At 42.7% G+C, this 18856-nt stretch carries 21 protein-coding genes; 17 read left to right on the forward strand and 4 right to left on the reverse strand.

Annotation, left to right across the window (positions count from 1 at the left end; genetic code table 11):
- The first annotated feature begins 379 nt into the window (after positions 1-379).
- The 5 genes from ICW23_RS14690 (at position 380) to ICW23_RS14710 (ending at position 5802) form a co-directional block, all read left to right on the forward strand.
- Positions 380-1252 carry an ABC transporter ATP-binding protein gene (locus ICW23_RS14690; protein WP_188154690.1) on the forward strand — a complete coding sequence of 291 codons (873 nt, stop codon included), beginning with the start codon at positions 380-382 and terminating at the stop codon, positions 1250-1252.
- The gene (locus tag ICW23_RS14695; RefSeq protein WP_188154691.1) at positions 1230-1883 is read left to right on the forward strand and encodes an ABC-2 transporter permease; all 654 of its coding nucleotides are present in this window, start codon (positions 1230-1232) and stop codon (positions 1881-1883) included. Before ICW23_RS14690 ends, ICW23_RS14695 begins: the two co-directional genes overlap by 23 nt.
- Positions 1884-1980: 97 nt before the next feature.
- Positions 1981-4596, forward strand: a complete 2616-nt coding sequence (lanKC, locus tag ICW23_RS14700; RefSeq protein ID WP_188154692.1) for a class III lanthionine synthetase LanKC — start codon at positions 1981-1983, stop codon at positions 4594-4596.
- 62 nt (positions 4597-4658) lie between these two features.
- Entirely contained in the window at positions 4659-4796 is a 138-nt protein-coding gene (locus ICW23_RS14705; RefSeq protein ID WP_188154693.1) for a class III lanthipeptide, read from the forward strand.
- Positions 4797-4959: 163 nt separating this feature from the next.
- Positions 4960-5802 carry a class I SAM-dependent methyltransferase gene (locus ICW23_RS14710; protein ID WP_188154694.1) on the forward strand — a complete coding sequence of 281 codons (843 nt, stop codon included), beginning with the start codon at positions 4960-4962 and terminating at the stop codon, positions 5800-5802.
- Positions 5803-6042: 240 nt separating this feature from the next.
- Here the strand turns inward: ICW23_RS14710 and ICW23_RS14715 are convergent, their stop codons facing one another.
- From ICW23_RS14715 to ICW23_RS14725, 3 genes are all read right to left on the reverse strand, one after another.
- Positions 6043-6885, reverse strand: coding sequence for an aldo/keto reductase (locus ICW23_RS14715; RefSeq protein ID WP_188154695.1), 843 nt, complete (start codon positions 6883-6885; stop codon positions 6043-6045).
- A 112-nt stretch (positions 6886-6997) separates the two neighbouring features.
- Positions 6998-7690, reverse strand: a complete 693-nt coding sequence (locus ICW23_RS14720; protein WP_016936909.1) for an LrgB family protein — start codon at positions 7688-7690, stop codon at positions 6998-7000.
- The gene (locus ICW23_RS14725; RefSeq protein ID WP_016936908.1) at positions 7660-8064 is read right to left on the reverse strand and encodes a CidA/LrgA family holin-like protein; all 405 of its coding nucleotides are present in this window, start codon (positions 8062-8064) and stop codon (positions 7660-7662) included. Before ICW23_RS14725 ends, ICW23_RS14720 begins: the two co-directional genes overlap by 31 nt.
- A gap of 194 nt (positions 8065-8258) precedes the next feature.
- Between ICW23_RS14725 and ICW23_RS14730 the strand changes: the two genes are divergently transcribed.
- The 12 genes from ICW23_RS14730 (at position 8259) to ICW23_RS14785 (ending at position 18410) form a co-directional block, all read left to right on the forward strand.
- On the forward strand, positions 8259-8690 hold the full coding sequence (locus ICW23_RS14730; protein WP_016936907.1) for a MarR family winged helix-turn-helix transcriptional regulator: 432 nt from the start codon (positions 8259-8261) through the stop codon (positions 8688-8690).
- A gap of 422 nt (positions 8691-9112) precedes the next feature.
- Entirely contained in the window at positions 9113-10498 is a 1386-nt protein-coding gene (locus ICW23_RS14735; protein ID WP_016936906.1) for an amino acid permease, read from the forward strand.
- A 92-nt stretch (positions 10499-10590) separates the two neighbouring features.
- A complete protein-coding gene (locus ICW23_RS14740; protein WP_045926332.1) occupies positions 10591-11304 on the forward strand; it encodes a YjjG family noncanonical pyrimidine nucleotidase in 714 nt (237 codons plus the stop codon).
- A 10-nt stretch (positions 11305-11314) separates the two neighbouring features.
- Positions 11315-12445, forward strand: a complete 1131-nt coding sequence (locus ICW23_RS14745) for a sensor histidine kinase (RefSeq protein WP_188154696.1) — start codon at positions 11315-11317, stop codon at positions 12443-12445.
- 4 nt (positions 12446-12449) lie between these two features.
- The gene (locus ICW23_RS14750) at positions 12450-13094 is read left to right on the forward strand and encodes a response regulator (protein ID WP_047476092.1); all 645 of its coding nucleotides are present in this window, start codon (positions 12450-12452) and stop codon (positions 13092-13094) included.
- Positions 13095-13232: 138 nt separating this feature from the next.
- Complete coding sequence (locus ICW23_RS14755; RefSeq protein WP_188154697.1) at positions 13233-14180, forward strand: ABC transporter ATP-binding protein; 948 nt, start codon at positions 13233-13235, stop codon at positions 14178-14180.
- Positions 14177-15364 (forward strand): ABC transporter permease, encoded by a 1188-nt coding sequence (locus tag ICW23_RS14760; RefSeq protein ID WP_188154698.1) that lies wholly within the window; start codon positions 14177-14179, stop codon positions 15362-15364. The genes ICW23_RS14755 and ICW23_RS14760 overlap by 4 nt, the downstream gene beginning before the upstream one ends.
- Positions 15361-16503 (forward strand): ABC transporter permease, encoded by a 1143-nt coding sequence (locus ICW23_RS14765; protein ID WP_188154699.1) that lies wholly within the window; start codon positions 15361-15363, stop codon positions 16501-16503. Before ICW23_RS14760 ends, ICW23_RS14765 begins: the two co-directional genes overlap by 4 nt.
- A gap of 13 nt (positions 16504-16516) precedes the next feature.
- Positions 16517-16696, forward strand: a complete 180-nt coding sequence (locus ICW23_RS14770) for a hypothetical protein (RefSeq protein WP_047476096.1) — start codon at positions 16517-16519, stop codon at positions 16694-16696.
- A gap of 105 nt (positions 16697-16801) precedes the next feature.
- Entirely contained in the window at positions 16802-17278 is a 477-nt protein-coding gene (locus tag ICW23_RS14775; RefSeq protein WP_188154700.1) for a DUF4879 domain-containing protein, read from the forward strand.
- Between the two features lie 75 nt (positions 17279-17353).
- Complete coding sequence (locus ICW23_RS14780; RefSeq protein WP_029575245.1) at positions 17354-17602, forward strand: sigma-G-dependent sporulation-specific acid-soluble spore protein CsgA; 249 nt, start codon at positions 17354-17356, stop codon at positions 17600-17602.
- Between the two features lie 109 nt (positions 17603-17711).
- The gene (locus ICW23_RS14785; protein WP_188154701.1) at positions 17712-18410 is read left to right on the forward strand and encodes a YqeB family protein; all 699 of its coding nucleotides are present in this window, start codon (positions 17712-17714) and stop codon (positions 18408-18410) included.
- A gap of 43 nt (positions 18411-18453) precedes the next feature.
- Here ICW23_RS14785 and ICW23_RS14790 read toward each other — a convergent pair whose 3' ends face one another.
- The gene (locus ICW23_RS14790) at positions 18454-18714 is read right to left on the reverse strand and encodes a hypothetical protein (RefSeq protein WP_016936895.1); all 261 of its coding nucleotides are present in this window, start codon (positions 18712-18714) and stop codon (positions 18454-18456) included.
- Positions 18715-18856 lie beyond the last annotated feature (142 nt).

An 18856-nucleotide genomic window follows, 5' to 3' on the forward strand; every position in this document is an offset into this window, starting at 1 on the left:
TGTTTTATTCTCATGTCCGATTCCTTTATAGGACATACTTCATTCTTGAACGGAATCCTCAATTATTAGACAGGCATATATAAATCTGTACATATATAGAATATAAAATACATATTTTCTTTTCTGGAAAGTAAGTCACCTCCTCTAGTTTTCATCATGAATATCCCATTATATAATCGAAATCCAATCGATTACACATCCAAAATATGATTAAAAATGCTTTAAAATTCCTTCTTGTTTTGACGACTCCTGATTCATTTTGAATAACTTGTGATGAATAAAAATATGAAAATAACATCATTTTTGCAGAAATAGCAATTGCTTAAGGAACCAGTTCAATTCTTAAAAAAGTCCTGACAACAGTGATAGGAGTGGTATGATGTCAAACCTTTTAGAAGTCAGAAACCTCAGCAAATCTTTTGGTCATAAAGCTGTTTTAAAAGATGTCACATTCAATGTGCCTGCCGGGTCCATTGTCGGTTTTATCGGTGATAACGGCGCAGGCAAATCAACAACATTTAAAACGATATTAGGGTTAATCTCTCAAGATAGAGGAAAAGTGAAAATCTTTGGTGAGCAGAATCTGGATAAACATATAAAGTTCAAAGAAGATATAGGGGTCGCATTTGATGCGATGAATCTGCCCGCGCATCTTACGATAAAGCAGCTGAATCATGTATTTAAAAAACTATTCGGTGCTTGGGACCAAGACAATTTTTATCGGTTGGTTCAATCTTTCTCTTTACCTATGGATAAAAAAGTAAATACATTCTCGCGCGGTATGTCAATGAAGTTATCCGTAGCTGTTGCTTTGTCGCATAACGCAAAATTATTAATCTTGGATGAAGCAACGGGAGGGCTTGATCCCTCTTCAAGAGATGATCTGTTAAATGAATTAAAAAGCTTTGTGAGTAAATGCAACGGCGGTATTTTACTTTCATCACATATTATGTCTGATGTTGAGAAGATAGCAAGCCATATCATTATTATGAAAGATGGCGAAATTTTATTAAATGAAGAGAAAGATAAGGTTCTTGCAAGCTATACTGTTATAGATGTTGATGAAGGTCAATTGGCTGAGCTCAACGAAGATATCGTTCTTGCAAAAAGGAACCATGGATCTTATTGGAGTGTGCTTGTATCGGATCGACAGAAATTGCCGAATGGCGTAACGGCCAAAACCATTTCAATAGAAGAAATCAGTGTCTTTTTAACGAGGAGTGAAAAACATGAGAGGTCTGTTATTGACTAACTATTACTTAGTTTATCGAAGTTTCTTTGCATACACGGGGTTGGCCATATTGATATCAGCAGTCATCTTTTATTTTGGAGACGCTTCAATGCATCGTTTTGTTGCTATGCTGATTATTTTGTTTGTCGTCATGCCCGCACTTGAGGTTATAAAGTATGAGAGTAAGTCTGGCTATGACAAGTATGTGCTGACTTTACCGGTCAGCAGAATAAATATTGTTCAAAGCCACTATGTCTTCTATCTTTTGGTTGTTGTGATCGGAGCTGTAATATCTTATGGCGTTTTCTTTGTATACAGCCTGGGTTCTGATGAACAAATTGTCGGCATATTGAATATTGTCTCTTTTGGAACGTTCATCGTTCTCTTTGCCGGTGCAATCGTTTATCCTCTTCTCTACATGATAGGCCCGGAAAAGTCTGATGCTATTGTAATTGGAGGGGCAATGGGGGGACTTTTTGCTACCTTTGGATTGCAAAGTGTCGTTGGGTATGTAGCAAAACAATTATCGCCGTCGTTTTTGCACATAAATCCTTCTTTATATGTCTCGATTATATATCTCATGATCGGCGTTATCTTATATATCATTTCATTTTTCATAGCCGCAGCTATCTATCATAAAAAAGAATTTTAGCGGCTGATCTAGTTATAACAGGATAAGGTGTTGTCTTTGCATAAAGAACTTTGTGACCTTAAGGGTTAATATTTAGCATATGAAATGGGGGGGTTTTATGGAAGGCAACATGTTATATCATCAATATCTGAAAGCAAATTCCGAGTATTTCGGAAAACAAGAGATGGCAATGAATACATATGAAGTAAATGACATCCCTGATACATATACTGTTATCTCAGATAGTAATTCAGTATGGAAATATTATCATGTTAAGGGTGTATCATTACCAGAGCAGGGGTGGAAAATTCATTTAACTTCATTGTTAGAGGACGCACAAAGTGTATTGGATAGGGTTGCCCGCTTTTGTATGGATAAGAAAATTGAATTTAAACACCTAAAGGATAGGCATAGTTTTATTAACATGAATTCAAAAAATGCCAACCGAGCTTCCTCTGGCAAGTTTATAACGGTATACCCGGCTAATGAAGAAATCTTTGTTGAATTGTTGCAAGACTTATCTGAAATAACAAAAGATTTTAAAAAAGGACCTTATATACTAAGTGATAAGAGATGGAAAAATAGTAATGTATTTTACAGGTATGGCGGATTTAAGATTATTTTTAATGAACATGGTGAGCACTGTATTAAAGATGAAAGTGGTAATTTAATTAAGGATCAAAGAACACCGTTTTATCAGATCCCTGACTTTGTCAAAGACTTTGACGATTACCTTAATACGTTCAATCATTCTGAAGACTCAGCACAACAGGGGGAAAGCCATTTAGCGAAGTATGATATCATTACTGCACTGAGCTACAGTAACGCCGGAGGGGTATATCTTGCGACTCGAAAGAAAGATAACTTGAAAGTTATTATTAAAGAAGCCAGACCAAATGCTGGGTTAGATGGAGGAGTCAGAGATGCGTTAGAAAGGCAAAAAATTGAATATGATACTTTAAAAAAGCTTAAGGACATACATGGTGTGGTTAATCTAATTGAATACTTCCAAGAATGGGAACATTATTTTTTAGTAGAGGAATTCATTGAAGGAAGAGATTTGAGACAATGGATTGCACAAGAGTATCCATTCCTTCGAGATGAAGACGGCGATAGTATATGTAACTATGCTAAGAATATAAAAAAAATACTGTTACAACTCTTCGCTCTGACAGATCAAATGCATATTAATGGGGTTGCTATGGGTGATTTGCAGCCAGCAAATGTGATGGTAGCTGAAGACTTAACTGTTAAGATAATAGATTTTGAGACTGCAATGCCCGTAGAGTCTGAAGAAAAACCTAGTATGGCAACAATCGGGTTTGTTTCTCAAGAAATGAAAGCAGGGGGGTCAAGAGACTGGTTTGGGTTAAAGAGGTTAGTAAGATATTTAGCACTGCCAGTGCTCTCTTCAGACGATATAGATAGGTATCTGCAAGATAACCATTTGTACTGGATAAAGATGAATTATGGAGAATCTTTTTATAATTTCATCTTAGAGTTGCAAAAAAAATGTGATGATAAAATAAAAGGTTATCACAAATATCTTCCCCAAGAGGTTAACCTTTATAACAAGAAAAGGGATATCAACTTATATTCCGTGATTAATAAGTTGATAAGGGGTTTAGAAAGTAACTTAACAGATGATGAAAGGCTCGTAAACGGTGACATTCGTCAGTTTGAAATGAACGGGGGAAAATTCAACTTTCTCACTGGGGGAAGCGGTGCTGCCTATATTCTTACCAGATGTAAAACCAAATCTGAAAATGTAGATAATTGGATTCAAAGTTTTTTGGTGGATAACTTATCGAGTGGCGATGATAATGGTTTATTAACTGGAAAAACAGGAATGCTGGCTTTGCTTTATGAGAAGGGGTATAAGGAAGCTGTTTTAAATGAATTGAATATTCTAAGAAATAGTGTTAATGAAACAACCAACATTTCTTTACGATCAGGTCTTTCAGGAATAGGGCTGTTCTTAATCAGTTTATATTTTGAGACGGAAAGTAAAGAATACTTGGAATTTGCGAAAGAGATAGAGAAGTTAATTGAGGTAAATAAGGTTAAAGGGGAGCCATTAAAAGTTAATGACTGGATGGCGGTAGGTATAGGTTTAATTGACGGGTTATCTGGCGTCTCTCTGTTTTATTCAGCGCTTTATTCAGCAACCAATAATAAAAGGTATTTAGAGGAAGCTGAGTTATTTTTAAAGAAAGACTTGGAAAATACAAAAAAAGATGATGTAACCGGTGTGTTACAAACTTTTGATGATAGAAACCGATTATTGCCATATCTCTCTGGAGGATCTATTGGAGTTGCTGTGTCAATTTGGTTTTTAAACCATGTAAGTGGACAAGATCTATTTAAAGAAGAATTTAGAGCCATTTTAAATCTATCAAAGACACGCTGCACAATTAGTGGAGGTTTATTTGATGGCGCAGGAAGCTTCCTTTTAATTCCTTCTATGGTTTATAATAGGAGTGTTCAGAAGGAGATTCTAATGGAAGTAATGGATCTGCTTAATATCTTTTTAATTGAGAAAAATGATTATTATGTTTATCCGGGGCAATTTTCTTATAGACTATCAGATGATGTTTATACAGGCAGCTCAGGTATAGTGTTAGCATTAATGGGAATTGTGAAAAGTAATCCACTTTATTGGCTGCCATTGGTCAACACAGATAAATTTTTAGCGAAAACGAAAATAAAAAATACTCCAGTTGTGATAAATTAATAAAATTATCCCCAATAAATAATAATGAATGTCTGTTAACACTTTGAAAGGAGGTGAGAAAAATGAATGATGTTTTAGAATTGCAAAAGTTAGAGAAAGAGTCAGATGGTAAAGGTATAGCGGTAGATGCGACAATTACAACGACATGGACAGTAACAACAACTAGCGGTTTTGTTTCTTCAGTAAGTAATCATTGTTAAAACAATCTTTCTTCATTGAATAATTAATGAAGTGTAAATGATGAACACTGTATTGGACTGTCGGAGAAGCCTCAAGTTTATCATTTCTTGGGTGCTTGGTACTTTAAATCAGCACCCAAGAGTTCTTGATTATAACTAACAAATCATGAAAAAACTATAGAAGGTGACAACAATTAAAAAATTATTAGAATTGGCAAAAAACCCCGAGCCGTTTGAAGAAGGTACACAAGAGGTATGGCTTGATCCAGATAGAGCTGAACTTGTTTTGAAATCACATTTTGATGAGAATATCCCCGGTGGCAGCAAAGGGAGCTCTTTTGTTGATGAGACTGTGAATTTTATTACAAAAATAGCACCAGTAGAATGTAATAATAAAATTATTGACTTAGGGTGTGGCCCTGGGCTCTATTCTCAAAAATTAGCATTAAAAGGCTACAACGTGACTGGTGTAGATTATAATAAAAAATCAATTGAATATGCTATTAGTGAAGCGGATAAATTGAATTTGCAAATAGATTATAAGATTGAAGATATTACTGATCTCGAAATCGAAAGTGAATTTGATGCAGCTCTGCTCATTTATCAAATTTATGGTGTTTTTAGTCCGGCCAACAGAAGAAAAATACTTAACAATATCTATCGCGCTTTAAAACCCGGAGGATTAGTTCTGTTAGATGTCTTATCAGAGAAGAGTTATGAAAAATTTGAACAGAATTTAATGTGGTTCCTATCAAAAAAGGACAGCTTGATATCGGATAAGGAACATCTGACCTTATATGCTGCAATTAAATATCCTGATAATGTTACTTTGGCGAAAAATGTTTTGGTTTTCGATGACGGGAAATTAGTGAATTATAATTATTGGAACCAGCATTTTAGCATTGAAGATTTAGAAATAGAAGTGAATGAAGCAGGGTTTAACCTTGAAAAGGTCTATGCAGATGTGAATGGCGAAGAATATGAAAATAACAGAGAGTTTTTTGCAGCCGTCTTAAAGAAAAAATAAGAACTAAACCTATTTAAAAATTGCTGAGTTGAGTACTTAAAATAATTATTCCATTTAGGATTCAGTGTTAGCCATAATAAATGAAAGGTATACTCCTTATGGCTCTAACACTGAGTGTTAAAATTGTTAGGCTTTTAAGCCATATTGAAGTCCATGTACAGTATGTTTGTTAGCTGAGAACTAGGTAGAGATTCAGAAAAAGCTGACGAATGATGCCGTCAGCTTTCTTTATATGCTTGCTTAAAACTCCTCATACTCCCCCGGGTCTTGGCCGTTTATGCGTCCGTCGGGGCGGGTAAGCGAATCGATAAGTTTCATGTCGTTTTCATCAAGGGAGAAATCAAAAACAGAGATGTTTTCGAGCTGGCGTTCTGGGGATGCTGATTTTGGAATCGGGATGGCGCCCAGCTGGATATGCCAGCGTAAAATGACTTGAGAAATGGTTTTATCGTATTTGTCCGCAATCTGTCCGAGTTTTTGATCGTTCAATACTTCACCGGCACGGGCTAACGGACTCCATGATTCTGTCACGATGCCCTGTTCTTCATGCCATTGCCGCTGCTGCTGCTGATTAAAAGCGGGATGCAGTTCAATTTGATTTATGCCTGGCTTTACGCCGGTTTCACGTTCGAGCCGTTCGATATGCTCAGGCAGGAAATTGCAGACGCCGATGGAGCGGATCAGGCCCCATTTTTTCGCATCAATCAGTGCCTGCCACGCTTCTGTGTAGCGGTCTTGTTTCGGATTCGGCCAATGGACGAGATACAGGTCATAGTAATCCAGACCGGCGCGGTATAAAGATTCTTGGATAGTTTGTACAGCTTTGTCATATTCATGGTAGCGTCCCGGAAGCTTGGACGTCACGTATAGCTGCTCTCTCGGAACAGAGCTTCTCTTGATGGCTTCTCCGACCGCCCCTTCATTTTCATAGTTATAAGCGGTGTCAATCAGACGATAGCCGATATCAATGGCGCTGGTAACGGCATGAACGCCGTTGTTTCCATGAAGAGCGTATGTACCGAAGCCGATCGCGGGAATGCTTGTCCCATCCAGCAGTTTCTTTTGCGGAATTGCTGCAGTCATCTTAAATCCCTCCTTGTTTTCTACTTTACCATTCTTCTTACAAATGAAACATCAATATTGGAAGAAAATGAGATAATCTGCATATAAAAAAGCTGACGGAGAACCGCCAGCTTTAAATTTGAAACATCCATGCTACGACAGGTCCGAAGACCGATCCTAACACGGCGCAGAGCGTCATGGAGACAGAACTCATGGAGACCGTTAATTCTCCGTATTCCATTGCTTTTGAGGTGCCGAGCGCATGGGAGGCGCTCCCGAATGCAATTCCTTTTCCAAGTGAGCTGCGGATGCGGATCCACTTGAGAAGCAGCGGTCCTAAGATGACGCCGGAAAATCCTGCGATCATGACGAACACGACTGTCATGGAAGGAACACCGCCGATACCGGACGCGATCTGAATGGCGACGGGAGTCGTGATTGATTTTGGGATGATAGACAAAATCAAACTCCGGCTGATGCCGAACAGCTCTGCAAATAACAGGCCGCTGACCATTCCGGAGAATAAACCGGCCAATACGCCGCCGATGATCGGAAACATATACTTGATTAACATCCGGCGCTGCTTATAAAGCGGGTATGCCAAAGCCACCACGGCGGGGCCGAGCAGTGAATTGATCCATTGTCCGCCGACCATATACTCTTTATACGGAATATGAAAAACAAGCAGGACGGCAATAATGAAAATCGTAGTCGTCAACACAGGTATGAGAAAGGGATATGGAAAGCGTACATATAATTTCACCATGGCCAGATAGGCGGCGGCCGTGAACAAAATTATAAGGATTGCGATACATGCTTGCTGCACTTCTTTTTCTCCTTTCTCTGATTGGCTTTATGCTCTAACAGCTGGCTTGCGTACCCTGCGGCGATCATTGTGACGATGGTGCTCAGCACGACGATTAAAAACAGGGCCGCCCCGCTGGCGGAAAACAGTGACGGATAATTGATGACGCCCGTCATGGCCGGAATGAATAGCAGCGGAAGAAAAGACAGCAAAAATCCGGCTCCGTCTTCAATCATTTTGGCGGGAATGATCTTAACCGATAAACATATGATGAGCAGGATTAAACCGATGATACTGCCGGGAATGGGCAGGTGAAAGAGCTGCTGAACGGCTCCCCCGATAAAGGAAAATGCGAATAAAATAATGATTTGCAGTATGATGCGTATGACTTTCACAACGATGCTGTTCTTTGGAGAAGAGCAGCTTCCCCCTTTCTGGTTGCTTCGATAAGTTTCTTTACTTTTGGCACATATATTTGTACTATACAAATATATGTATGCAAAATCTTTCTATATGTTTTCTGAGTAAATGTGCATATGTTTGTATTATACAACTAATGTTGCTGTTGTCAATGTAAGGAGTGAGGCGTTTGTCAAAACAAGATCCGATTGAATTAATTGAATATGAGCTCACTACTTTTATCAGGAGGGCTGTTTATCTCGATAACTCCGACCGTAAAATCGGACATCTGGAAAGAGCTGCGTATCTGCTATTACGGCAGCTGGATGAATTCGGGCCTGCACGTGTAAAGGAATTGGCCGAATCCTTTAAACTGGATATTTCTACATTGTCTCGACAGGCTGCGGCCTTGGAAACGAAGGAGCTGATCCAGCGCTTCTCCGATCCTTCTGACGGGCGGGTCAGTCTGTTTGCGATTACGAAGCTTGGCAAACAGAGGCTAAAAGCTGATAAAAAGATGCGTCTTGAGCGATATCATCGCATGCTTGATGATTGGTCCGGCGAGGAGAAAGAAATGTTCGGCAGGCTTTTGCTGCGGCTGAATGAGGCATTTATCGATTAGTGAATGATTTTTGCAGGGGTAAGCAGGATGATGGCGTAGGAGAGGGAGAATGATAGAGAGTAAGGCTTTACGCCATTCTGCTTAGTAACATTTATAGAATAGGGGGTGGAACCTTTTCTACCGGGAAATACTGTTTCTCGGAAGCTGCGGTAATTATTATCTCAATATTCTCAATTTAACAAAATTGAAAGCGCTTTATTTTTAGTCTTTCGGTCTAGGGTGCATGGTGTTTACCTGAAAAAAACAATTGTGTTTTCCACGAAAATTTATTATGATGGAATAAGGAAATTGGAGACTATATAACAATAGGAAGATAGAATATTTCTAATATTGCGGGAAATGAAGATTGAGTTAGGTTCAACAGATGCGCCTTCTGCTTCATTATTTCACATATATCAGAGCTGTTAAGAGGAGGAAGCGAAGTGGCAAACAAGGAATTAAAAAGAGGCTTAGGCGCGCGTCATATCCAGATGATTGCGCTGGGCGGCACGATCGGTGTCGGTTTATTCATGGGGTCATCCAGCACGATTGGATGGACAGGGCCGTCTGTTCTGCTGGCTTATGCGATCTCGGGTATCTTTATCTTTTTTATCATGCGTGCGATGGGCGAAATGCTTTATGTAGAGCCGAGTACAGGGTCGTTTGCGACATTCGGCCATAAGTATATACATCCGTTAGCCGGCTATATGACGGCGTGGAGCAACTGGTTTCAATGGGTGATCGTCGGGATGTCTGAAATTATCGCCGTCGGTTCGTATATGAAATATTGGTTTCCTGATCTGCCGGCATGGATTCCCGGGCTTATCGCCATGGCCATTCTCGGTGCGGCGAATTTGATTTCGGTAAAATCTTTCGGTGAGTTTGAATTTTGGTTTGCCATGATCAAAATCGTCACCATTATTCTGATGATTGTTGCGGGTATCGGCATTATTTTCTTCGGTTTCGGCAACGGGGGTCATGCGATCGGATTATCTAATTTATGGTCGCACGGCGGTTTCTTTACAAATGGTTTTTCCGGGTTTTTCTTTGCTTTGTCTTTGGTCGTTGCGGCTTATCAAGGGGTTGAGCTGATCGGGATTACGGCAGGGGAAGCGAAAGATCCGCAAAAAACGCTGCGAAGCGCGATTCAGAGCATTATCTGGCGGATTTTGATTTTCTACATCGGTGCGATTTTCGTGATCGTGACTGTGTATCCGTGGAATGAGCTTCACTCACTCGGCAGTCCGTTTGTTTCGACATTTGCGAAAGTCGGGATTACGGCGGCAGCCGGTTTGATTAACTTTGTTGTGATTACCGCTGCGATGTCCGGCTGCAACAGCGGGATTTTCAGTGCGGGACGCATGCTTTATACGTTGGGCGTGAACGGACAGGCGCCGAAATTCTTTAAGAAAGTTTCATCGAGCGGTGTGCCGATATTCGGTACGCTCGCAGTATTAATCGGACTTGTGATCGGTGTCGTGCTGAACTACATCGCGCCTCCGAAAATATTTGTCTATGTCTACAGCGCGAGTGTGCTCCCTGGAATGATTCCGTGGTTTGTTATTTTAATCAGCCATCTCGGTTTCAGACGGGCGAAGGGCGCTGAGCTTGATCAGCATCCGTTTAAAATGCCTTTTGCGCCGTTTACAAACTATTTGACGATCGCTTTCTTAATCATGGTATTGGCCGGCATGTGGTTTAACAAAGAGACGCGGATATCTTTGGTCGTCGGGGTGATTTTTATGGCGATTGTGACGATCAGCTATTATGCGTTCGGCATCGGCAAGCGCATGTCTGATGAAGACTCGAAAATAGAAGACGCTGTATAACTCAACAAGACACCTCTCTTAAAGGGGTGTCTTTTTCGGCTTGTCCGCGAGTGGTATACTGGTTAAAAAAAGCAGAACCGGGGGAAACATCGATGAGTCACTACCGTACGTTATTATTTGATATAGACAATACGCTGCTGGATTTTACCGCTTCAGAAACCGATGCTCTTCAAAAATTGTTTCAAGGTTCAAAGCTGGAACTGACGCCAGAGGTGGAAGCCCGTTATAAAGCAATTAATCAAGGGTTGTGGAAGGCGTTTGAAGAGGGGGATATGACCCGCGATGAAGTGGTGAATACACGGTTTGCCCTTTTGTTTAAAGAATACGGCCTCGAGGCGGACGGCGTGCTGATGAATGAGGCGTACCGCCGATACTTAGAAGAAGGACACCAGATGATAGACGGAGCTTATGAGCTGATTGAAAGGCTGAGTCCTTTATTTGATTTATACATCGTGACAAACGGTGTATCAAGATCCCAATATAAGCGGCTGGGTGATTCCGGTTTGTATCCGTTTTTTAAAGATGTGTTTGTATCTGAGGATACGGGTTTTCAAAAGCCGATGAAGGAATACTTTGATTATGTATTTGCGAGAATTCCCGGTTTTTCTGCCGAGCGCGGGCTTATTATCGGCGATTCACTGAGCGCGGACATAAAAGGCGGTCAGATGGCGGGAATTGATACGTGCTGGTTTAATCCCGGAAAGAAAATAAATGAGTCGGGGATCATTCCGACGTATGAAATTCATTCGCTTGATGAGCTGTATGATCTGCTGAACGTGGAGCGAAAAGCCGCCGCTCATCTGTAAGGAGAATACGATGAAGATTGCACATACGAAGTTACTGATCAGGGGCTTTGCGTTACTATCAATTCTTCATACGATTCTTCAGCTTCCTTTCGGCCGGGGGGAGCTGAAGGTTTTTTTGTCTGTACTCGTGATGCTGCTGACGGCGAATGACTGCCTGCGGCCGATATATATGAAGAGACAGTCCGCCATCTATCACGGATCTTTTCTCCTGAGCAGCGTCATGGCGGGAGTTCTGCTGTACAATGTCTATTGCATTGGTGCACAGGCCATAATGGTGCTTTTATTGGTGGAGGTGCTTATTACTGATAAGCAGATTTCGGCTGTTTTGTTAACGATGCACGCCGCCGCATTTGCCGCCGCTTTATACGCCTCCGGAGCGGGTGTCAGTGATATCGTGCTCCCTTACTTCATCATGTTTGCGGTGATTTATTTATATCGGAAGAATCTGCAGGAGAAGTCAAAGGTTGAATCGCTGAATCGAGAGCTGAAGACGGCCAACGCCACACTGAAGGAATACTCAGAACGCATTGAAGAACTGGCGGTTACGAAAGAAAGAACAAGAATTGCGCAGGAGCTGCATGATTCTTTAGGTCATTATCTCGCTGCTCTGAAAATGAATTTGGAGTTTGCCGGGAAGACAGCCGGGCATCAGCCGGAAAAAGTAAAGCAGATCATTCATAAGGCGCATGATCTTACGAAAGAATCGATTTTAAAGCTTCGCCAGGCCGTGATGCTGCTGCAGGGCTCTTTGCCGGGGCGGGGATTTGAACAAGCGCTCCGTGACATTTTCAGCCATTTTCAAGAGGCGGGAGGGATACACTTCGAGCTGGAGATGGACGAGGCCATAGAAGCGGCGCAGCCTGATGTGAAGCACTGTCTTTATCAAACCATCCAGGAATCGATTACGAACGCGGTGAAGCACGGACATGCGTCATATGTTTCTGTCCGGATTCAAAAGGACCTGAACATGATATTGGCGCATATTCATAATAACGGCTCAGCGTGCGGGACGATTATAAAATCAAATGGTCTGAAAGGAATTGAAAAAAGAGCGGCCGCGCTTGGCGGAGAAGCTGTTTTCACTTCCGGAAATGAAACGGGTTTTGACGTGAAAATAAAGATACCGTGCAAGGAGGAATGATCTAGTGAATGTCATGATCGCAGACGACCAGTCCATTGTCAGGGAGGGGCTGAAAATGATTCTGAGCCTACACGAAGAAATTCAAGTATCGGGAGAAGCTTCTTGCGGTGAAGAAGTTCTGCAGCTGCTTCCGCAAACCGATACCGATGTGATTTTAATGGATATCAGAATGCCCGGCATGGACGGAATCGAAGCGACAAAAGCAGTAAAAGCCAGCTATCCGTCCGTAAAAGTCATCATTCTGACAACGTTTGAGGATGATCACTATATTTTTGCCGGGCTGAAAAGCGGGGCTGACGGCTATATCTTGAAGGATGCTGATTCAGAAGAAATTATTGCCTCTCTTCAGGCCGTTTATGAAGGAAATATGATGCTGAATCCCAAGGTTACGGTTCAAGTCGTAAAAGCGCTGAATCATATCGGCATCCCGGCCGTTCAGGAGGAGCCGCAGCCAAAGCTGACAGAGATTCTCACGCCGAGAGAGCTTGATGTCGCAAAGCACATTATGGAAGGCAAAAGCAATAAACGCATTGCCGCAGACTTATTCCTGACTGAAGGCACTGTGAAAAACTATGTTTCCAGAATCCTTGATAAACTCGAAGTGACAAACAGGACTGAGCTTACATTATATTTGCAAAAAATGATATAACCCCGCTTCACCCCCTCCCTCTTTTCATCATCGAACATATGACGAAAGTAATACCCATATCGAGTACGAAAGTGAATAGAAAACAAGGATCGCCAAGAGTAGAATAAGTGCAGACATGACACAAGGAGTGCTGCACGTATGCTTGAATTAACCGATTTGACAAAGAAGTACGGCGATTTTACCGCTGTCAATCATATAACGCTGCACGTCGAAAAAGGAGAGATATTCGGCCTGCTGGGACCAAACGGCGCCGGTAAATCAACAACGGTGTCAATGATCAGCACCGTGCTCTCACCGACGGGCGGAACAATTTGCATTAATGGAATGTCATTACAAAAACAGCCTGCGGCCATAAAAAAAGTGATGGGTATCGTCCCGCAGGAAATAGCCTTGTATCAAGCGCTAAGCGCAAAGGATAATTTGGCTTTTTTCGGGAGCCTGTACGGACTTTCCGGTAAGGAGCTCGATAAGCGGGTCGATGAAGTGCTGGACGTCATCGAATTAAAGGAACAGCGGAACCAAAGGGTGTCTGAATTTTCAGGCGGTATGAAGAGACGGGTGAATATCGGGGCTGCTCTGATGAACGAACCGAAACTATTCATTTTAGATGAACCGACCGTCGGGATTGATCCGCAATCCAGACACCATATTCTTGAAACCGTTAAGACGTTAAATCAAGAAAAAGGAATGACCGTCATCTACACGAGCCATTACATGGAAGAGGTCGAATATCTATGTGAAAGAGCGGCGATCATGGACCGCGGCTCAATCATTGCCTGCGGAACGAAAGACGAATTGAAACAGTCAGCGGGAGCCTCCGATACCCTGATCGTGAATGCAGAGGGTCTGAATGATGATGCCGTACAAAAAATCCGCCGCATTCCCGGTGTTTCCGAAGCCGCCGTCAGCCATCAGACCATTTCGATGCTCGTTTCCGCGGCAGAGCGGAATATCCTTGATATTGCGGATGATATCAGAAGAATCGGTATCACTATTAAGGGCATTCATTTCGAGGAAGCCAATCTGGAAAGCATTTTCCTACGGCTTACCGGCAAAACGCTGCGGGATTCACAGGGGGCGTCATGAAAACACTGATCAGGCTGATTTTATTAGATTTTCGGTTAATGGCCGGAGAAAAGTCTTTCTATATAAAACTGATTCTGTTTCCGGCGCTGATGATTTTTATTTTAGGAACGGTTTTTCACGGCGATTCGAAAGCGAAGTCATTTAAAATCGAGTTTTATAATGCGGATCACGCGGAGAGTGCTTTGGGAGACATATTAAAGAATGACGTTCTGAAACAAAACGATCTCATCCGTGTAAAAGACATAAGCGGTTATCAAGCAGGGAAACAGCTTGTCGAAAGCGGCAAAGTCTCGGTTTTTGTATACGTGCCGAAAGGCTTTGCAAAAGCGGCGGAACACAATGAAAAAACAAGTATCAACGTCATTTCAGACCAACAAGGCTCTGTAAACGGAGACATTGTTGAGATGATGGCCGATTCGTTTGTCACCAGAGTAAAGATGAAAAACAGCGAAGAAAAAACGGTGCTGAAACAGTCGGGACATCTGTCAAAGGAGGAAGTCGGCAGCATAATGAGCGGACTTTCCGCTGAGCGCGGACAGGCTGTGGCCATTCCGAAACAGTCGGCCGGCCATCACGCGGCTCCGATTGATGCGATGCAGTATTATTCAATCGCGATGGTCGTCATGTTTTCTATCATGACCGCTTTTGCACTCATTCACGGCATAGTGGAAGAAAGGCAGCAGCACACATTCTTCAGAATAAAATCAATGCCTGTATTACATATCCAGTACGTGGCTGGAAAGCTTTTGGGGATCATGCTTGCCATCCTTATACAAATGGCTGCCGTCATCATCGCAAGCAGCATCTTGTACCATGTGAAATGGGGCAATTTGTTTGAAATATTGCTGGTTACGATCGTTTATTCATTTGCGATCGGCAGTATCGTGCTTCTTTGGGGGTTTACTGCAAAAAACCACGAGACCGTCTCAAGCATGGCGGCTCCTATTCTGTATGGCTTCAGTTTTTTAGGCGGAAGTTTTATCGCAAAAGACAGCCTGCCTGCCGGTTTGAAAATCGTGCAGGAGCTGATACCGAATGGCAAAGCGATCAACAGCTACGTAAGTGTCACGCAGCATGCCGGCCTGAGCGGTATTCTGGCGGATTTGGCAGAGCTTTTCGTTATCGGTGCTGTGTTTTTATGTTTGACCATATGGGTGTTTAAGCGGAAGGAGGCTGTTTCATGATGCAGCTGTTATTCATGATCAGACATCAGCTGAAACTGATGTTACAGAATCGGGTTGCGATCTTTGTGACCATTTCCGTCCCGCTCCTTCTGACTTATCTCTTTTCCTTTTCTGCCGATGACAGTCAGCAGAAGGAAGTCTATGTGGCTGATAAGGATCAGAGCGTCTTTTCAGCACAATTGATGAACATGATTCAGACAGTCGGCCATGTAAAAGTCACGAAGGTCACAGAGGCTGTTTTAAAGACAAAGGTTAATCATCAGGATATTTCTTTCGGGTTGCTGATCGGATCTCATTTTGAAGAGACATTATTTTCCGGTGATGAATTGAACGTTTCAATCATTCAGAATGAAGAAAAGGGTGATGCTGTTTTGACAGAGCAGCTGATTGCGCAGCAGGCGGGCACGCTGAAAAAGATCGTCCGCGATGCGGCAGTGATGTCCCGCACGCTGCACACTGACGCTAAGCAGGCGGCGGCTGACCTGTTGAAGGATATCCAAAGCCATTCTGCCGTAACCGTTGACCGCCAGCACATTTATGCAGGCGGACAAGCGGCAGACAGGCTTATCGGATTTTTAGTGATGTTTATCTGGTTCGTTGCGGTTCAAAGCTTGCGATCATTTATAGACGAAAAAGAAAATCATACATATGCCAGATTGCTGAGCACGCCCGTGTCCTATACGGCATATGCAATCTCTAAATTTGCGGCGGCGTATCTTTTCGGACTTCTCCATATTATAGTGATTCTCGGTGCCGGAACATTCATGCTGCATATCCGTTTTGCCGATCACGTTCTTGCTGCGGGAGCGATGCTTGCGGCCTGTGTATTTGCGCTGACTGCTGTAACGATGGCGGTGATCCCGTTTATGAAGAGCCAAAAGCAATTCACATCGCTTGCTTCTGTTTTTATCGCTGTTACGGGTTTATTGGGAGGGGCTTTCTTCACTTTAGATGCGGCTCCGGAGTATATGCGGACGCTGTCGTTGTTTACCCCTGAAAAATGTGTGATCGGCGCATTTCAAAACAATGGCGGAGACAGCGCGCAGATTGCACCCTTGAGCCTGTTTCTTGCCGCCGGCGCAGCGGCACTGGCCTTATCACTCTGTTTGATAAACCGCAATATGAAAAAACACAGTTAGGAGGATGGCTGCTTTGTATATGGCAGAAATCATCGGAATCATAGAATTGTTCGCTGGAGCCGCAATGAACGTCTGGATCGGCTGGCTCGGAAAAACCTTTTTCGGTAAAGATGACAGAAGTTCAAGAGTCGTGTTAAGAATCTGCGGCATCTTTCTGATCATCAATGGTGTTTCCAGAGCGTTTCATATCTAGTTCACAAAGTTTTCCAGACTCTTTTTTGGAATGTAATCTTTTTCCTTTAGAATCATGTAAAATAGAATAGAGTTCTATGAAAATATGACAAGAGGAGGAAGAAACATGAAAAAAAGAATCTTGATGTTATTCGCCGCGGCTGCCGCTGTATTGATTCTTGTAAGCGGGTTGTGGATGCCGTCAGCTTCTGCGGCGCCGGCTCCTGCTTTAACACAAATCCGTATTATCGGTGTGACGTCTGACGGACAGAATTATCAGTGGGAAAATATCGGACCGAACCAAATCAGCGCATCAAAACCGATGAAGGGCACAACGGGGTATTTAGCCGTATATTTCCAAGGGTATCCGAACAATAACACAATTCAGGCGTTTAACAACGGAACGAATATTACAAATCTCACGGCAAAAGCGCTGGAAGATGAATATACGAAAAACGGCAATATCATTACAGGTTACATTAAATATTACAGCGTTCCTCTTTCTTATGTCAGTTCAGGAACGTTCTCTTTCTCCGCAACGGGGCTGAATGGGCCGTACACACCGTTAAGCAGCGGATTTTTCTCCATTCAGGTACAGAGTTAAAACAGCCGCGCTTTCATGTATAGTTTTTCTCTCTTTCCGGGAAGCTATTCCTAAAGAAAAGGGAGGGCTTACATGATGGACACGACACTCGGGTATTTGCGCGAGTCGCTTTCGAACCACTTGGAGCATGATGTTTGCCGCGGGATTTATAAAAAGCTGCAGGTGAAGCATTATGCAAATGAGGGCGAGTTCGTGAAGGATCTTAATGATCTGGAAATGGATGCGCTGAATCAGGTGCTTGAGAAGGAGATCAAATATGCTGAGAACGAGCAGGATGAGAAGCGCACGATGGAATTGAATGAAGTGTATGAACTGCTGTTTTAAAAAGCCTCCCGGCGGCCGGGTGGCTTTTTATTGTTTCGGAAATAGTTTACAGAATCATCCAACCCCTTGTATAATGGATAGTTGTGAAAAACACAGACGGAGGAGAAACATGAACGAAATAAAAAAACAGACGGTTCTTGAGTTGTCATCGGTTGAAAAAGCTTTGGTTTTTCTGGTGCCGCCATTATTGGGGCTGGTCATCGGCTGGTTTCTGCCGGTCATTGCGAAGTGGGCCGTAACATTGGATTGGCTGCCTTTTCACGGGCCGCTGAAAATCATCGCATCTTTTCACGGCTGGAAGGCTGCGGCAGCAACCGCCGTTATCGGCTTAATTGGGGGAGTGTGGCTGACGCGGGCGGCTTTTAAAGAAAGTCTTGTGGCAGTCGTGACGGACAGTGAGGTGTCCTTAACCATACATAATAAAGAAAGCGTGTTTTCGAAAGACAGCATTTCCGGTGTGTTTACGGATGGGAAGTATCTGGTCTTATTGGGGACTGAAGGGCAGGAGCTTTTTCGGGAAAAGCTTGAGCCGGCGGTTGAAAAAGCGGCTGATGCGTTTCGCGGTCATGGGTATGTCTGGCTGGGAACGGAAGATCCTTTTAAAGAAGAATACAAACGGTGGGTGCCGGACATGCCGGATTTGGAGCCTGGGGCAAACGCTCTCTTAAAAGCGAGGGAAAAGGCGCTGAAGCAGGATGAAACCGAAGATGCAAAAGAACTGAAAGCGGAAATATCCAAACTGGGCATTACCGTGCGGGATCAAGGGTCGCGTCAATATTGGCGGATCTATAAAAAGCCGTCTGCATAAAAAAGCTGCCGCCGTTTATACGGCCGGGCAGCATGGGAACAGATTATTTCTTCTTGTCATCGTAGTATTGAACCGGATACATGGAGCCTTCGGATACCATTTTGTTATCTTCAATATCTTCGGGATGCGGGTTGCCTGCTTTGTGGACGGGAAATGATTCAATATCGTGCTTCCCTGAAAGCGATGTTTTCATATTGCGGATAAAGTCCTTCACCTTTTGGCGGTTTGATTTATCTTTGAGCAGGTAGGAAGTCACTCCGACAGTCGACACGGCAAGTCCTGAAATGAGCAGTTTTTGTTTCATGATAAAAACTCCTTTCTATTTCTGGCTTGCAGTAGTTATTCCCGCTTGACGGCTGTTTAAACATCAAAGGGTAATTTTTGGATTCCTGCTTTAATGCGATAAAGATTGACAAAACTATTTTCAGAATAATATTATAAATATA

Source organism: Bacillus sp. 1021 (assembly GCF_014534735.1).
Lineage (GTDB): Bacteria > Bacillota > Bacilli > Bacillales > Bacillaceae > Bacillus > Bacillus siamensis.

What these genes read in the sequence shown, in the direction of transcription:
- ICW23_RS14745 (WP_188154696.1), top strand. Translation starts at nt 11,315, where the DNA reads ATGAAGATTGCACATACGAAGTTACTGATCAGGGGCTTTGCGTTACTA.
- ICW23_RS14765 (WP_188154699.1), top strand. Translation starts at nt 15,361, where the DNA reads ATGATGCAGCTGTTATTCATGATCAGACATCAGCTGAAACTGATGTTA.
- ICW23_RS14695 (WP_188154691.1), top strand. Translation starts at nt 1,230, where the DNA reads ATGAGAGGTCTGTTATTGACTAACTATTACTTAGTTTATCGAAGTTTC.
- ICW23_RS14740 (WP_045926332.1), top strand. Translation starts at nt 10,591, where the DNA reads ATGAGTCACTACCGTACGTTATTATTTGATATAGACAATACGCTGCTG.
- ICW23_RS14755 (WP_188154697.1), top strand. Translation starts at nt 13,233, where the DNA reads ATGCTTGAATTAACCGATTTGACAAAGAAGTACGGCGATTTTACCGCT.
- ICW23_RS14715 (WP_188154695.1), bottom strand. Translation starts at nt 6,885, where the DNA reads ATGACTGCAGCAATTCCGCAAAAGAAACTGCTGGATGGGACAAGCATT.
- ICW23_RS14790 (WP_016936895.1), bottom strand. Translation starts at nt 18,714, where the DNA reads ATGAAACAAAAACTGCTCATTTCAGGACTTGCCGTGTCGACTGTCGGA.
- lanKC (WP_188154692.1), top strand. Translation starts at nt 1,981, where the DNA reads ATGGAAGGCAACATGTTATATCATCAATATCTGAAAGCAAATTCCGAG.
- ICW23_RS14705 (WP_188154693.1), top strand. Translation starts at nt 4,659, where the DNA reads ATGAATGATGTTTTAGAATTGCAAAAGTTAGAGAAAGAGTCAGATGGT.
- ICW23_RS14775 (WP_188154700.1), top strand. Translation starts at nt 16,802, where the DNA reads ATGAAAAAAAGAATCTTGATGTTATTCGCCGCGGCTGCCGCTGTATTG.
- ICW23_RS14780 (WP_029575245.1), top strand. Translation starts at nt 17,354, where the DNA reads ATGGACACGACACTCGGGTATTTGCGCGAGTCGCTTTCGAACCACTTG.
- ICW23_RS14785 (WP_188154701.1), top strand. Translation starts at nt 17,712, where the DNA reads ATGAACGAAATAAAAAAACAGACGGTTCTTGAGTTGTCATCGGTTGAA.
- ICW23_RS14690 (WP_188154690.1), top strand. Translation starts at nt 380, where the DNA reads ATGTCAAACCTTTTAGAAGTCAGAAACCTCAGCAAATCTTTTGGTCAT.
- ICW23_RS14760 (WP_188154698.1), top strand. Translation starts at nt 14,177, where the DNA reads ATGAAAACACTGATCAGGCTGATTTTATTAGATTTTCGGTTAATGGCC.